This is a genomic window from Vibrio kasasachensis, assembly GCF_050337565.1.
Classification (GTDB): Bacteria; Pseudomonadota; Gammaproteobacteria; order Enterobacterales; family Vibrionaceae; genus Vibrio; species Vibrio kasasachensis.
In genome coordinates, this window is record NZ_JAKJTB010000026.1 from 1 (window position 1) to 16,779 (window position 16,779).

Below are 16,779 nucleotides of genomic sequence, written 5' to 3' on the forward strand. Positions count from 1 at the left end.
CCCTAGTGGATGATGCGCCAACCTTAAGTGGCTTTACTGGGCAAACCCGTGTTGATGAAGATGATCTTAATGTCAGTGGTGCTCAGGGCTCTGATGCCGATAAAGAGCCGACGCTAATCTCGGGCAACTTCGTGATTGAAGAGGGCGCGGATGGCATTAAGAGCTATCAAATTGAAGCCACTTCACCTGTGTTGGCTGATTTATCCTCCGGCGGGGAAGCGCTGGAGTGGAGTAATGGCTCGCCAGTACAAAACGGCACTCAGTTTACTTACACTGCCCAAACGCTCTCGGGCGAAGCGGTGTTTACTATGGTGTTTGATACCGCCGATAACAGCTACCAATTCAACCTACTTCAGCCGCTCGATCATGCGCTGGCGGATGGTGAGAACGAGATTGAGCTGGGCTTTAATATCAGCGCAACAGATTTTGATAACGACACCACAGCGCCACAAACCTTAACCATTACCGTGGTGGATGACATTCCAACCATCACGTCGGTTGAGCCGTTAAGCGTCGATGAAGATGATTTGCCAGCTGGTAGCGATGGTAACCAACCGCTGGAAGTGAGCGGTGATTTTACCACCACACAAGGCGCCGATGGCGTGGTGTTGTACCGAATTGACCCAACCACTAATCCGGTGGATGGGCTTAGCTCGGGTGGGGTGGCAATCACACTCGATCCGCCAACGATTAATGGCGATAACCAATACAGCTATGTCGCCAAAGCGGGCAACGTTGAAGTGTTTAAGCTGACGTTAAATGCTGATGGCAGCTACAGCTTTGAGCTAAAAGCGTCGATTGACCACGCTGACAACGAAGCAAGCAAACTGCTCAACTTCGCAATTCAAGCGCAAGACCAAGATGGTGACATCAGCAGCATCGTGTTGCCCGTGACTGTTGTCGATGATGCACCAACATTAAACAGCATCTCTGCGGCGACTGATGTCGATGAAGATGATATACCGGCGGTGGGCTCTGATATTACGCCAGAGTCGAACAGTAGCGGTGGCAGTTTTGAATTTACGCCAGGCGCTGATGGCATCAAATCGATTGTTATTGCTAACCAAGCTGATGTACTCGACTCACTTAGCTCGGGTGGTGAAGCCTTAAAGTGGAGTGATGATTCACCTGCGCAAAATGGTACTCAGTTTACCTACACCGCTCAAACGACCTCAGGTGACAATGTATTCACCATGGTGTTTGATACTGCGAGCAAAACATATCTATTTACGTTAGTTAAAGCATTAGATCATCCAACAGGTGACGGACAAAATAGTTTAGATCTTGGTTTTGAAATTAGTGTAGTGGATTTTGACAATGACAAAAGCTTGCCACTTCCACTTAATATCACTGTCATTGATGATATCCCAACCATAAATACCGTTGAGCGTTTAGGCGTTAATGAAGATGACCTTGGTGACGGCTCAAGCCCTAATGCGGCTGATTTAACGGACAGTGGTCAATTTGGGACCACTCAGGGGGCAGATTCTGTCGTCAAATACACATTGGAATCAACCGCAGATCCGGTTTCTGGGCTTAAATCGGGTGGCGTCGATGTGACTATTGGCAGCCCACAAATTGACAGTGTTACCAATCAACACGTTTATACAGGTAAAGCTGGCAATGTAGAGGTGTTTGAACTGACGTTCAATGCAGACGGTAGTTACGATTTTAAACTGTTGGCTCCAATTGACCATGCCAGTGATTCTGATTTGACGACGTTGAGCTTCAATGTATTAGCTCACGACCAAGATGGAGATACGAGCGCTAAAACGCTATTGGTTGATATCAATGATGATAAACCGACTCTTACTGGCGTGACGGGCACGACGAGCGTAGATGAAGATGATATTCCTCGTATAGGTTCAGATGGCAACAAAGAGAGCACTACCATTGGCGGGCAATTTACCGTTGTTGAGGGAGCGGACTCTATTGCTGACTACCAGATCACCAATCTTGATACCTTGCTCGATCAGCTTTCTTCTGACGACCAAGGGCTAGTGTGGGCAACGGTTATCGAATCGGGTGATACGGTTACCCATACCGCAGTGACTGAAACCGGTGGTGAGCCAGTATTTACTCTGGTTTTAAACAGCGACGATAACACCTACTCATTTACGCTACTTCAGCCATTCGACCATGCGGCAGGGCAAGGGCAAAATCTGCAACCAATTAATTTTGATGTGAAAGCGATTGATTTTGACGGCGATGAAACAGGTGAAACCACATTAACGATTAACGTTGTGGATGATGTACCAAGAATAGCGAATCGCTCAATTGAAGTGACTGAAGGTGAAACAGACAGCACCAACATCAATATGTTTGGTAAGCCGGGTGCCGACGGCGCGGAAATTACACTGGTAGAAACCCAAAGTTCTGCCGACTCACAGATTCGCTTCAAATTGGCGGATGGAAGCTACGTTGAAAGTTTAGACCCGAATGGTTCAACCACCACGGTCACTGTTGTTGAAGTGAGAACCAACACATCAGGCGCAACATACTATGAGGACTTGGGTGTACTTGAAATTCGCCCTGATGATTCACAGCGAGGTAAATTCCTGTTCACCCCGGTAACTGATCTGACTCATGATGGCGGTGAATTATCATTTAGCCTCAAAGTGACGGCGACAGACGGAGACATGGATACTTCGGTCAAAACGTACAAAGTGACGATTTTAGACCAAGATGCAGAAATAAAGACTTCGACAGTGTCTAGCTTTGAAGACTCTGGTCGGTCTGATTCCTTGAATTTTAATCCGACTATCGACAATAGTAATGCACAAGATAACCAGTCAGCGTTGCCAATAGAGCCAAGTAAAGTCGCGCTAACGGTCGATTTATTTGATATCGATAATGATGAAAAAATCGGCGATGTAGTGATTGGTCCGGGAACTTACCATGGTCAATTCTATTTTTATGATGCCGCGACTGCGACCTACAATGCGCTAACAGTGCAAGGTGATGGCAGTTTGTTGCTAGCGAGTGGTGATGTCGTTCAAACGATAGATGCTTCCAATGTTGCTACTTTAGAAAACCTCTACTTTGTTCCTGATCGAAATTATTCGTCATCGCCATCCTCACCTTCATCCAATCCTAGTTTTGAAGTGCCAATTTCAGTTTCAGTTCTGAATAACGGTGTTGCAGATCATACCATTAGCGCAGATTTAACTATTGATGTTAAGGCTGTGGCGGATATTGCCACCTGGAATGCAACGAACACGCAAGACCGATACACCTTAGTTGAGGATGCCGAAAACGCAACGTTAAAACTTGAGGCTTTAACTCAAGATGGTAGTAACCCAGAAAGCATTACTTATCGCTTAGAGGTAACGGCTGGCGAAGGTAAATTCATTCTCGAAGATAGCGCTGGTCAAGAGATTGTAGAATCTTCACTGGGAATTTATTTGATAAAGGCAGAGGACATTGATGATGTCCAAGTCAATCCAATTGATCATTTTTCAGGTGCCATTACTTTTGATGTATATGCTGAGACTAAAGAAGGCAGCAATGCATACGCTGGCAAAGAAACCGCAGAATCTGTAGTTCAAGAGCTGGTTATCAATGTAGAACCTCGCGCGGACCAAGGTTCCTTTAGCGTTAATCGTATTACGATTTTCGAAGACAATGCTGCCACTCAAGACACGGTTAACCCCGATACTGATCATTTAGATTTTACTTTAGACAAAGTGATTTCATTGGGTTCAACCGATGATATTGATGCACTAAATGATGCCTCTGAAACTCAACTTGTTCGTTTGAGCAACTTTGTTGAAGAGGGCGCGCCAAACACGCCATTAGTCGGCTACGAAGTGCGCTGGATTGGAACAGGAGATAACCCCATTGTTGAGGTGTCTCCTGGTGTGTATGAGATACCTGAGTTCGCATTGCCATATGTAGAAGTACAACCTCCGTTACACGGTAACGAAAATTTCAGCTTTGATGTACAAGGTTTTGTCAAAGATACCGCGACTTTGATAGATGCATCAGGCAATCCTTATCAAGAAGTAAATATTGCCGCTATGGCTGATGCAAAAACGGTAAATGTTACCGTAAAAGGTGTAGCCGACGTTCCATACTTGCCAGATGTACCTGACGAGCCAGCGACTGGTCCAGAATTAGGTAAGTGGTATCAGTATGATGATGGTTCCGGTTTATTTGGTGCTCAAGTTACGATAGATGAAAGTAGCGATGTTGGAATTAACTTTGCGGTGCTGTCGGGTGAGGAGAGTGATGGCGTATTAGATCACTCTGAAAGTTTGTCTGTGTTGTTATCTAATATTCCACAAGGCGTTGAGCTATTTGATGCCAATGGTGGCTCAATTGATTTGGTCTATGTGGGAGGACCGCCAGAGGCTCCTATCTACCAAGCGAATATTACTGAGGCGCAATATGATTCGGGTATTACGATACGACCGCCTAAATATTCGACGGATGATTTTGTTATCGACGCTAAGGTTGTAGTGACAGAAAATGATGGTCATGTCAGAGAGGTTCAAGGCGTTCTTAAAGTTAATATTGAGCCAGTGATTGAAGCCGGTGGTGATAGTAATACATACGACAGTACAAAAAGAGGTAAAGAAGATACCTTTATTACCGTGCCGTGGAATGTGACTAACAACCCTAACGCGCCAGCGAGCATTGATGCACCAGACAGTGAGCCAACGACGAATGGTCGAGACTATGAATTTGTAAGTTCGATTAAGATCGAAAATTTCCCTCCCGGTAGTGAAGTGGAAATTGACGGTAAAGCTTGGGATGAGTATTCCAATGCGAATTTTGACGGCAGCACGTTAACCATTACTGGGCTCGACCAAAACTCATTAGCACCGACAATTAGCGTTAAACCACCGATCGATTCAAGTGTTGATTTTAACCTCAATAGTACAATTACAGTGAAAGAAGTGGATGAAGATGACCCGACACTCATCAAAGAGGCTGAGGTTAAAGGTGATATATCCATAATCGTTACTCCGGTAGTTGAGTCTGACGGTACCGTTAGCATTGAAGACAAAAATGGTAATCCTGTCACTGTTATTCGTGATGACCCTGATCCTGCGGATAGTATCCCGGGTGACGGCAAAATTAACTTCACTATCAATGAGCCAAGTGGAGATGCGAACGTTGTTGTTTTTAAAGATCTTGATCCAAGCTCGCTAGAACGAGTTGACCAAGTTGTAGTGAGATTCAAAGTGCCTGGTGGGGAAAACTTTGATGATGTAATGGATCAGCTTTATGTCTTTGGTGGCATCAATAACGGCGATGGTTCTTGGACTATTGTCGATGAAGATAACTTTACTATTTCAGCCCCCGAAGGATTGAAATATAGCGATACGTCGGTAACCGAAAATACGATTGGCGTAGAATTTGTCACGCAAGTGATTGATGAAGGTGATGAAGGCGAGGGCAGTGCGCCAAGAGAAGTCAGCACTGAAATAGATCTTGTGTTCCCAACAAACGTGACGCCGGCGCCGAGTGTTGCTGCCGAAGTGGAAATGGATACTCTAGCAGTGGATCCTGCCGCCATCGTGATCGGTAAAGAAGACAACCAATTTGATGTTAGTTCTCAGCTCTCAAAAATCTTTAAGTTAACACCGGGTACTGCGGATGGTGTCGCTGACCAAGTCACAGTTGTAATTGCAGTTGCTGACATACCGTTGGAGGTCGATGGGCTGGTTATCTCTGGAGCACAATATGATTTTGCCAATGAACTATATGTATTTGCAGCAGAAGTAACGGCGACGGGCGAATTAATATTCCCAGCAGGATTGGAATTTATCACCCCAGATGATTACGCCGGTGACTTCTTTATTCCAATGACGATTGTAGTGACGGACATTGAATCAGGTGACGAAAACTCACTCGATAAAGTGGAAGTCCCGTTTGCCGTTAGCCCATTGGTTGATGTTTCAGTCGCTGATGGTGGTACCGCGCAACCGGGTGATAATGATGTAACACCAAGTGTGGTCGTGACGGCGACTTCGGTGGAAAAAGTGACTGGCACTGAAGTATCTAACGAAGCACTGGAAGACAATCTGATTAAGCTTGAAGTTAAGATTGACCTAGTTGACAAGCTCGATGTTCCTACGGAAGGGAGAGAGTTCTTAACCAAAGTTGAAATTGAATTGGTTGATCCCGATTTAGGGTATTTTGCCGATATCAATGGCGTTCAACTTTCTGCAACAGAACCTGGAAAGCTGGTAATTGAGTCAACGGATCCAACTGTGATTGAAGATGCGCTTAAAGAGATTTACTTCGTACCGAAAGAAAACTACCCAACGGGCAATAATATCAACACAATTGATATTACAGTTAAGGGTACGGTGACAGATCAGACCGACTTTGATCAAACATCAACCATGCAAACATCCGATGTTCAGGCTGATTTGAGCTTTACTGTTGATGGTTCATTTAAAGTCACGCCAGTACTTGATCCTGTCACATTGCCGAATGACCCAAGTATAGTGGTGGTAGGGGATGAAGACTCTGATATTGACTTAAGTGCAGGAAGTTCAGGGCTAATGATTGCCCTTAACGACACTGATGGTTCGGAAGTGTTTCTTTCCGTCAAACTGACAGGAATGCCCGATAATTTCATTGTTAATAGCTCATCGGGAGACTTTGTGGTCAAAAATAACGGTGGTGGTGAATGGACAATTCAGCTGTCTAATCCAAATGTTACCAGCATTGATTTATCAGATATTACGATCACACCAGCGTCCAACTTCAGTGGTATCGCCAATATTGGTATTGTGGTCTTTACCCAAGAAAACTTGTTAGGGGTGCCGGGTAAACACGAAGGTGAGTTTAAAATTGATGTAACTCCGGTAGGGGATGTCGTTGATGCTGATCCTGTCACGTCAGTAATGGGCAATGAAGGTGAGAATATTGAGATTGCCATCAATGCAAGTGTCATTGATAAAGTTGATCTTTTACCGAGTGAGATCAATCAAGATCAACCCGAAACTCTCCTGATCACGGTTGAAAATGTCCCCGACGGAGGGGAGATATTTTTTAATGATGGTACGACGCTGGCTAACAACCTCGGTGGAGGAGTGTGGCAATTAGAAGTTAATGCTCAATCGTTGGATAAGATAGTGTTTAACTCAGGTGAGCAAAACCAAGGTACTTGGGACCCAGATAAACTAACCATTAAAGTGCAATCTGTAGATACCAAGCACAATGGTGATCATTTTTATGGTCCGATTACTGAGTTTGATGTCGATGTCGTTGTTGAAGCGGTCAATGATCGACCTTACTTTGATGGCATCGGTGATTTGCAAACAGAAGAAGATACTGCGGTTGCTGTTAATGGCTTTACCATCAATGACATTGATGCGACGTTAGATGACCCAAGTGCAACCTATACACTTACACTAAATGTCGATAGCGGTGTTGTTACTCATAATGCAGCAGTAGCAAGTGGAAATGGTTTATCTATTTCGATGTCGGGTACTGACACCATTACAATTGAAGGTACGGTTGCAAACATTAACAAGGCATTGTCTGAAGATCTTGTGCTCTTTACGCCAGAGCTTAATAGTAACAATATTGTTGACCCTAATGGCGTTAAAGTGACAGCGACGGTAAATGATAATGACAATCTAGGCATAGACGACGGTAGCCCTGAAACCTCGCATGAAAGCCAAGCAGAATTTGTTATCAATGTATCCGAGGTAAATGATAAACCAATCGCTGTCGATGTTGATTTGGGTTCAATCACTGAAGATACATCCATTCAAATAACTACGGCGCAGCTGATTGGTCCTGGGTTAAGTAGTGACCCTGATCCGGAAGGGCAGAACCTGATTGTTAAGTCGATCACTGTACCAGTCGAACAAGGTGAATTGGTTGCCAACCCAGATGGGACCTCATGGACATTTACACCTGCTCTCAACTTTAATGGTGATGTGAGCATTACTTACGTCATTGAAGATGATGGTACAGATAACGGCTCAGCTAACTTCTTAACAGATGCGGGGACTATCTCTATTACTGTTGAGGGAGAGAATGATGCACCTGAAGTTGATGTCGCTTCAGCCACTTCATCGATTGATGAAGCGAGCGGTCAGCAAATATCAGGTATATCGATAAGTGATGTTGATTACGTGGATGCTTACGCCAGCGACTTAATCAGTGTGGAGTTGTCAGTTAGTTACGGTGAATTGAGTACAACCTTACCCCTAAATTCATCAATTACGGTTAATCCAGCAACGGGCAGTACGATTACATTGCTAGGTCCTCTTACCGAAATAAACACCCTTCTGAATACGCCTGCGAGTGGTGAAGGAGTGATGCTAGATGCAAGCTTTGCCATTTCATCAGACATTACTTTAACGGTCACCGCAACCGATTCAGGCAATCCATCGGGTATACCGCTTACGACGAGTAAAGACCACACTATTACCGTCAGTCCGGTGGCTGATGCACCAGTATTGTCGGTTCAGCCTGGTTTTGAATATGTACGTAATATATCGGCTAACTTATCAGCAAGTAACAATGGCATTGCGATTGCCGGGCTTCTGGCCGCGCTAACTGATCTAAACGAAGTTTTAACGCTGGAAATGTCACAACTACCAATTGGTGCAAGTGTTACTACGTCGTCTGGCGTTATTACGCCAAGTGCTGGTATTTACACGATACCGGCGGATGAGATCGAAAGTATTGAAGTCGTGGGTGCTGGAGTGGGTAGCCATACTATCCAGTTCGTTGCTATATCCACGGATGATGGAGAAAGTGCACAATCTACCCCGCTGGATATTGAGTTAGATATACTTGCAGATGGCAGTGACATTGATCAATCTTCGCAAATCGAAGCCGTTCAGTTACTTGGTGATAACACAGGTGTGGAACTGACTGCTGGAGAAGGGGATGATCGTATTGTTGGCGGCGATGGCGGGGATGTACTCGTTGGTGGCGCGGGTAACGACACCATTATTGGTGGAGCAGGTGCCGACGTTATTGAAGGCGGGCTAGGATCTGATATTTTAACTGGAGGGACAGGTGAAGATATTTTTGTTTGGCATGAGATCGCCAATGGGGCAGTTGATACCATTACGGATTTCACCGTTCAAGAAGATAAGATTGATTTGCGAGATGTGCTGCCGGAACTCAAGTCAGCGGCAGTGGATATAAATGATCTCCTCGACCATATTCAAGTTGAGGTGCAAAACGACGATGTGACGCTGAATATTCACCCAGATGGTATCGGAACGGGAAGCAACCAAGCCATTATTTTAGAAAATTTAGCTCAAGGGCTAACGCTAGATGTTTCTGATCAGCAGCAGATGCTGTCTACACTAATTGATGAAAACGTCTTTTTGCATGATATCTAAACCATTTTGTAAAGAGAGCATCGAATACGGTGCCCTCTTTATTGATAGGTAGTATACCCAAGTAATTTCTAGATGCTTGGGTATAGTAAATCAACTCTGCTAGACCTATTCATTCGTTTTCTCCGCGTGAAAAAAACATACTCCCAATGAAATTTATTGAATCTTTCCATAAAAATGTGTTCTTATATAATATAAGCGCACGCCGTTCTGTATATGGCGACCTCATAGTAAGTGAGATAACTCAGTAAATTAACAAGTAGGAGCCAACATGAAGAGTGTCATTACATTTTCAATTGCAGCCTGTATTGCTTTTGGTTTCGCACCAATGCAAGTAGAAGCTGCTAAGGTACATCGACCAGCTGCGCAAAAGCGCGTTGTACCAAATCATTTTACTGGTCGTCCGGTATACCGTGCTCCCGTTAAAAAAGTGTACGTAGGTAAGCCTTATCGTGTTCGTGGTTGGAACTACTGGGCACACCCTATAGCGAGCGCAGTGGCTTTTGCCATCGTTGTTGATGCAACAGGAAACCTGCAAGATGAACAAGGAAATGATGTAGTGGTTTTAGGTGGCGGCGGAAAGGTGAAAGAAACCTATACACATGAGGGAACTGTGTACATCATCACTGAGTAATGCACATTGGTTATTCGATAAAATAATTAAGAATCCGGCATTGTTTAACAATATCGGTTTCTTAGCGATAACATGTCTCCAGATCAGCAGAACGCTTTGATAAATATTGTATTCGAAAGGCACACATATTTACTCGATTCGAATTGGTAAACTGCGAATCCGTGAGAAGGGATATGTTGTCATATATTTGCTCTAAATGTGGCTGAGAACGTGGTCAGGACAGTATTGCTTGTTATATATTGCATTGATAAATTAAGGTTAAATTTTTGAATGTAATAGGCTGTTCGATGGAAAAACGGAAAGCGGGCCGACCAAGCAGCAAAACTAACGCACGAGAGGGGTTGATTCAGTGCGCTCGGGCATTGTTTACCGTGATGGCTTATGACAAAGTCTCGATAAGGCTGATAGCCAGCAAGGCAGAAGTTGATAGCGCCCTAATCCGATACTATTTCGGCAGCAAAGAAGGGTTGTTTGAAACCATGTTAAGGGAAACGCTAGCACCGTTAAATCGACGCATGGAAAAATTGCAGCAAGAGATTAGCCAGCACAACTTGTTAGACATCATGCGCACTTACTATCAAGAGATGATAAAAACCCCTGAATTTCCGCGTTTGATCCTTCAAGTGATGAATATGCCAGAGTCCCAAGTGCAGCGGCGTTTACTGGGAAAAGTCATCGATGATATTTCTAAGCCTATGCAATCGGTGATGTTCGACAAATTACTGGAAAATGGTGTTATACGTGCAGATCTTGATCCGAGCTTATGCCGAATTTCATATATCTCATTGATGGTATTTCCATTTATTGCACCATCTTCCATGCTCGCTATTCATGGAGTCCAATTATCGGATGAGTTCTTAACACAGCTTTTAGAGCACAATATCAAGTTGATGACAGGAGGAATGTTCCAAACTGAAACAGGCGGTTAATCGTCCCAAAACAGTGATTTAGGATCTTTAGTTATTTCGCGTGTAATCGCGGTTAGGTCAGTACTTTGAGCCAAGTAAGGATAGGGAAGCCAAATCTCATCGTCTTGACCATCAGTCATAAACAAGCGCCATAAATTTGTATTTCGATCCCAACATACTTTGGCGACTTGAGATGAATAGTCGCAATGGGATGAATCAAGCAGGTAATGTTGCTTGATAAAGATAACGCCCTCTTCGATGGGTTCAAAACTGGCTTTGCCTAGTTCCGAGGGAAGATTTTGATTGCGGCAACGACAAATAACTTCAGCACGACTTTCCACTTGCCTCTGTAGCAAACTCACTAATCCCATACAAACTCCAGAACAACAGGTTTAATGGTTATAGTATGGCTTACAAATCAAAACGTCTGTATGCCCTTTCACAAAATTGTCATCAAATGTCCATATGCTATAGCTAATGATGAATCGATGAATTAATCGCTGAATTCATACGAGTGAGAAGCCTAATTTTTGGAGAACCCTATGATTCGAATTGCGTTAGCTACGCTAATTATATTCCCTTTTTTGACCTTTTCTGCCAGTGCAAGTGAAATTAATATTTCTGGCTCAACATCGGTTGCACGCGTAATGGATGTGCTAGCTGAACACTATAACCAAACTCACCCTGAAACCTATATTGCAGTGCAGGGTATTGGCTCGACAGCCGGCATTACGCTAGTCAGAAAAGGGGTTTCGGAAATAGGTATGAGCTCACGCTATCTAACAGAAAGCGAGCAGGATGAAACTATAACAACAAAAACAATTGCGATGGATGGCTTGGCGGTAATAGTAAACCAGTCGAATCAAGTTAATGATATCTCGCGTGACCAGCTATACGACGTCTACAAAGGTAATATCACCAACTGGAAGAAATTGGGGGGAGAGGATAAGGCGATCGCAGTGGTAGCGCGGGAGGCTTCTTCTGGCTCACAATACAGTTTTGAAAGCTTACTCGGCTTAACCAAAACAGTAAATGGTCGTATGGTGTCTGATATTAGCGCTGACAATCTAGTGGTAAATAGTAACAGCATGGTAAAAACGTTGGTAAACCACAACTCACACGCGATAGGATTTGTTTCTCTAGGATCGGTTGATCGCTCAATAAAAGCGATTCAATTTGAAGGTGTTGAACCTACAAGCAAAAACATTGTAGATAAGCGATATGAGTTGGCTAGGCCATTTTTGGTGCTCTATCAAACTCAAAGATTGGATCAAGAATCAAAATCATTTCTTGAATACTTAAAAAGTGTTCAAGCAAAGCAACTGATTACTGAGTATGGTTATACAGCGAGTAAATAAGAAAAACTGAAGCGATAAAAAAGGAGAGCTCGGCTCTCCGTTTTTCAAGTAATGTTAAAAGTGAAGTTGAATCACTGAAACAACAACAGCTGCTGGACGACGAACACCTTCAATTTCAACTCTAATGATACGTTCTAGCTCAAGCCCTTTTCTGACCGGCGTCACTTTTGATAACGTACTTACCGCACGGACATTGTTGCCCGCTTTTACAGGGTAAGGAAAACGAACCTGATTTAAACCAAGGTTTACGACCATTTTGGCAGTTGGGAATAGCGAGTTGTCTGGATCAACGCTATCGGTCATTTTTGGCAATAAAGCTAGAGTCAAAAATCCATGTGCAATAGTCGTTTTAAATGGCGACTCACTTTCTGCACGCTCTGGATTAGTGTGGATCCACTGCATGTCTTCAGTTACTTGAGCAAACTGGTTAATACGTTCTTGAGATATATTGATCCAATCACCAGTGTGTATGACGCTATCCAACTTGCCTATAAGGTTATTGAAAACGGCTTGCGCTTCAGGCTTTAGCTCAATTGGCTTTGGTTCAGGCTGCTCGTCATTTACCGCAGGTAGCTGAAGATCTCGCAACCGTGTAAATAGGTGGCGATTGTTCGCTTTATTCAGAAATTCCCCCCAGTACTCACGTACAACAGGAGACATCCAAAGCATGAATTCTGATTGATGCTTAGAGTCGTGTTCACCACGATGTTTAAATAGGTCAGCGACTTTCATAAAAACCTCAGGTAAAGACTATAGACGCGCTAATTCCCCTAATTTTGAAGCACTTCACAAATATCCGCAATAACTTTCGAGCGCACAGGTGTGCTCTCAATGCTTTATTTTCTTTATAATTCATAAGGATAACAATAAAACACTATTTTATTGTATTGTGATCGACTAGAGCTTTTGCTTGACAGATATATATGCGCAACTGATTACTTATCAAAAAAGCGTAGCACACATGAATGAATACTTTGTGTTCACTTGAACAATTAAAGGTAAATAATTGCTTTACAAGCTGATGGGCTGTCCCTAATATACATCCGCAACGGAGAGATGGCTGAGTGGTTTAAAGCACCGGTCTTGAAAACCGGCGTGGGTTTATAGCCCACCTAGGGTTCAAATCCCTATCTCTCCGCCACATTTAGAAAAGCCGCTGTTTTATCAGCGGCTTTTTCACATCTAAATTCTCGAAAGTCATACTGCACAGAAAATCACCTCAGATGGTTTACTTATTTTGCGCAAGACATCCCTGCTGTCTACAGCAATGGTAGTTGTTCGAATGGTAGACATAACAACGTCCGATTATTCCACGTGGAATTAGAGCGCTGTGCCGAACAAGCTTTAATTGTATGAAAGCATGTGGAGCATCTTACTATTAGCGCAGGCAATTCTATGACTTAGGTTTCGATGTGTCGCTAGACCTAAATCAACATGCAAAGCTATTTGTATCAAATCAAAAAACAGTATGACTTTTTACAATATGCGAATCTGCAGTTTGATTGCACTGAGATAAGGTTCTTTGTCATACGTAAGCCTATAACGCACTGAATATGTGTTAGGAAATCAATTGCTTGGAGTGCTACATAAGATGAGATATCCATATGTGGTCAACTAAAATTGATCTTGTTCTCTCAAAACGTTATTATGCAACTGCACACTTAAGTTGCCAATGCATTGATGGATAATTAGATCGGGGGCGGTTATTGACATACGGTGCTTATTAATTTTTCGAGATTTATTTTATGTCATACTCTTCAGTCAAGCCTAATTACAGTACTACTGATAAAATACAAAAAGAAATATTCGATATTGTATTACACCTTAAAAAAGATTCTGCTATTTACTTGTTGATAACTTCAATTACTATTTTTGTTGCTATATATTCATCCGCATATGGTCACTCCAACAGAGTTTCTCTATTTTCTTATATGTATGTAATGAAGTTATTGGTACCTGTGTCTTTGTTAACTGCAGGGTGTGGCTACTTCTTTATATTACTCTTTCGCAGAGAACCCAAACCTCTTCGCTGTTACTGGGGCAAAGTTATTATAATATGCGAATATCGCGCGAGGGTGATTTCTGGTTTTATTCTTCTGACGGCAATAAGTGTTTTTATGTCATGTTTTTCGACGATAAAAGGTCTTATTCCACTTATTCATCCTTTTAAGTTTGATATGCTATTTCATGATATAGACTTATGGTTATTTGGAGGAGCTGAACCATGGTCTGTATTACACTTTTATTTATATTCACCATACATCACTCAAGTAATTAATTTATGCTATAACTTATGGTTCTTTTTGATGTGGGCAGTGCTATGTTACTTTTTACTTGCTTCTCCATCTGTTCTTAGAACTCGTTTTTTTGTGTGCTGGATACTATCATGGACTATTTTAGGTATGATCACAGCGATGCTCCTTTCTTCAGCGGGTCCTGCATTTGCTAGCAGTTTAGGCTACAACAACCATAGTTATGATTTATTAATATTGTTATTACAAGAGCAAGATGCTTGGCTTATAAATCGAGGTTGGGGAGGAGTGTACTCATTAGATACTCAAAATCAATTGTGGCAAACTTACGAAACTGGAAAAGAAATGCTGGGTAGTGGTATATCCGCAATGCCCAGTATGCATGTTTCTATAGCAGTATTAATGGCACTTGTTATGGGGAAGCTAAACAAAAAACTAGGAATCGTATTCTGGCTATATGCAGCGGTGATTTATATTGGGTCGATATCCTTGGGATGGCATTATGCAGTAGATGGTATAGTGAGCGCTCCTATGACTTGGCTACTTTGGAAAATTTCGGGGAATATCAAACTGGTTAGGTTTGACCAACATGAAGTTTCTTAAATGTGTCGAAATGGAAGAATTAATTAGCAATCAAAAAAGAATTAAGTGTTGTGTAATCGACATTAGAACTAGATAGCTGAACAAGACCAAATAAAGTTGCGACTGTTTCGTGCGTGTGTAACGCTACTTTACTAAGCGATGGGGTCACTGTGAAAGTATAAATATGGTGGTTGTAGTTTCCCTTTTTTGTGTGGTCTCGAGTTTTTCGGAGGAAAAATGGATATTTCTCTTAGATATGCAGATGAGGCAGATCTCAAATTTTTATTGGCTCTAAGAGACAAAACGATGAGGCAATATCTTACTGAAGTTGGTATGCCTACAAGCATTGAGGAATATGAGAAGCGCATTCGTTTCGAGTTTGCTCATGCACAAATCATTGAACGGGATGGTCATCCTATCGGTTTGTTTAAAGCTACTTATGATCAAGAACGTAATTATTGGTATTTGGTTCAAATTCAGGTTGAACCTGAGTATCAGGGTTTGCAAATCGGGAGTAAACTTATTCGTAACCTCATTGCTAAGGCACAAGAGTCGCAGGCAACGATTGGCTTACATGTTATAGAAACCAATCCAGCCAGACATTTGTACTCAAAATTAGGTTTTAAGGTTGTCGATACCTCAGGCGTAGAGCACAGAATGGAATTACAAGGCTAACAAACAGAATTGAGTGAGGGTTAATGGCATTAAATCAAGGTTAGATAAAGTCCACCGTTATTTTTTCATGCGTTAATAGCGCTGTTGTTCATTAGAACGCAGTGTTTTTATAACAAAATCTATGAATAATCTAATTTTGAGTGAAATATCATTTCGAGATTTATAAAGTATATTAACTGGGCTGGTACTCGGTTTATAATCGTAAAGAATTTCGACTAATTTACCTGCTCTAAGTTCTTCCTCAATGAGGAGGCGAGGTTGAAGTAGAACTCCCCAATCATTGAGCGCTGCAATTTTCAGAGCCATCCCATTGTTTGAACGAAAACGACTATGGGCAATATCGAAAGCATTAGTCTCTAATGTAGATAATATTTTTGATTGCTTCTTCCAATAAGAAAAACCTAAACAACGGTGTTTGGTTAATTCCGATATATTTTTAGGAATTCCATATGCATTTAAGTACTGTGGTGATGCGCAAAATACAAGCTCATAGTTGGTGACCCTTTGCCCTACATATGACGCATCTGTAAGCTCTCCTATGCGGAAAATCACATCGTACCCATCATGTGCTACATCGATTAATTTATCAGTTAGTTCAAGATTGATGTCGATGTTAGGGTATAGATCCAAGAAATCACAAACTATTGGAGATAGGATAAGTGAGCCGAACGTGATTGGAGCATTAATGCTTAACGTTCCTTTTGGAGCATTACTAATTAAAGATGCTTCCTTTTCTAGCGCTGTATACTCATTAAGTATTTTGTGGCATCTCAATAGAAATGCATCACCTAACTCGGTTAATGATTGCTTCCTAGTATTTCTGTTTAGCAAAGGTGCACCAGCACTATGTTCTAAATGCTTGATATGTTTCCCTACCATCGCCGGTGTAATACCAAACTTGTCTGCCGCTTTAGTGAAACTCCCCACATCTACAACTTCAACAAAGACTTCAATGCTTTTTAAACGGTCCATTATAAATTCTCAGTTTATATAAGGTAAACATAATCGATATTTAACCACCCTAGGTTGCCTATATAATTA

General features: G+C 42.3%; 9 protein-coding genes and 1 tRNA gene. 7 read left to right on the top strand and 3 right to left on the bottom strand.

Features of this window, described 5'->3' with window-relative positions; all coding sequences use genetic code 11:
* The 3 genes from L4C38_RS18950 to L4C38_RS18960 all read left to right on the top strand — a co-directional run.
* On the top strand, positions 1-9,332 hold a 9,332-nt coding region (locus tag L4C38_RS18950; RefSeq protein WP_428799114.1), incomplete at its 5' end, for a T1SS-143 repeat domain-containing protein.
* 268 nt (positions 9,333-9,600) lie between these two features.
* On the top strand, positions 9,601-9,963 hold the full coding sequence (locus L4C38_RS18955; protein ID WP_428799115.1) for a hypothetical protein: 363 nt from the start codon (positions 9,601-9,603) through the stop codon (positions 9,961-9,963).
* Positions 9,964-10,250: 287 nt separating this feature from the next.
* Entirely contained in the window at positions 10,251-10,892 is a 642-nt protein-coding gene (locus L4C38_RS18960; RefSeq protein WP_428799116.1) for a TetR/AcrR family transcriptional regulator, read from the top strand.
* Here the strand turns inward: L4C38_RS18960 and L4C38_RS18965 are convergent.
* On the bottom strand, positions 10,889-11,242 hold the full coding sequence (locus L4C38_RS18965; RefSeq protein WP_428799117.1) for a DUF3024 domain-containing protein: 354 nt from the start codon (positions 11,240-11,242) through the stop codon (positions 10,889-10,891). The genes L4C38_RS18960 and L4C38_RS18965 overlap by 4 nt on opposite strands.
* Before the next feature lie 171 nt (positions 11,243-11,413).
* Here L4C38_RS18965 and L4C38_RS18970 point away from each other — a divergent pair, with 171 nt between their 5' ends.
* Positions 11,414-12,229 (top strand): phosphate ABC transporter substrate-binding protein, encoded by an 816-nt coding sequence (locus L4C38_RS18970; protein ID WP_428799118.1) that lies wholly within the window; start codon positions 11,414-11,416, stop codon positions 12,227-12,229.
* Positions 12,230-12,283: 54 nt separating this feature from the next.
* On the opposite strand, the gene L4C38_RS18975 is transcribed toward L4C38_RS18970, so the two are convergent.
* On the bottom strand, positions 12,284-12,961 hold the full coding sequence (locus L4C38_RS18975) for a MaoC family dehydratase (protein WP_428799119.1): 678 nt from the start codon (positions 12,959-12,961) through the stop codon (positions 12,284-12,286).
* A gap of 318 nt (positions 12,962-13,279) precedes the next feature.
* Between L4C38_RS18975 and L4C38_RS18980 the strand changes: the two genes are divergently transcribed.
* The 3 genes from L4C38_RS18980 to L4C38_RS18990 all read left to right on the top strand — a co-directional run bounded on the left by L4C38_RS18980 (position 13,280) and on the right by L4C38_RS18990 (position 15,738).
* Positions 13,280-13,370, top strand: a tRNA-Ser gene (locus tag L4C38_RS18980).
* A 604-nt stretch (positions 13,371-13,974) separates the two neighbouring features.
* Positions 13,975-15,084, top strand: coding sequence for a phosphatase PAP2 family protein (locus tag L4C38_RS18985; protein WP_428799120.1), 1,110 nt, complete (start codon positions 13,975-13,977; stop codon positions 15,082-15,084).
* 216 nt (positions 15,085-15,300) lie between these two features.
* Positions 15,301-15,738, top strand: a complete 438-nt coding sequence (locus tag L4C38_RS18990) for a GNAT family N-acetyltransferase (protein WP_428799121.1) — start codon at positions 15,301-15,303, stop codon at positions 15,736-15,738.
* 72 nt (positions 15,739-15,810) lie between these two features.
* On the opposite strand, the gene L4C38_RS18995 is transcribed toward L4C38_RS18990, so the two are convergent.
* Positions 15,811-16,710: a LysR family transcriptional regulator gene (locus L4C38_RS18995; protein ID WP_428799122.1), complete on the bottom strand. Its 900-nt coding sequence runs from the start codon at positions 16,708-16,710 to the stop codon at positions 15,811-15,813.
* Positions 16,711-16,779: the final 69 nt, after the last annotated feature.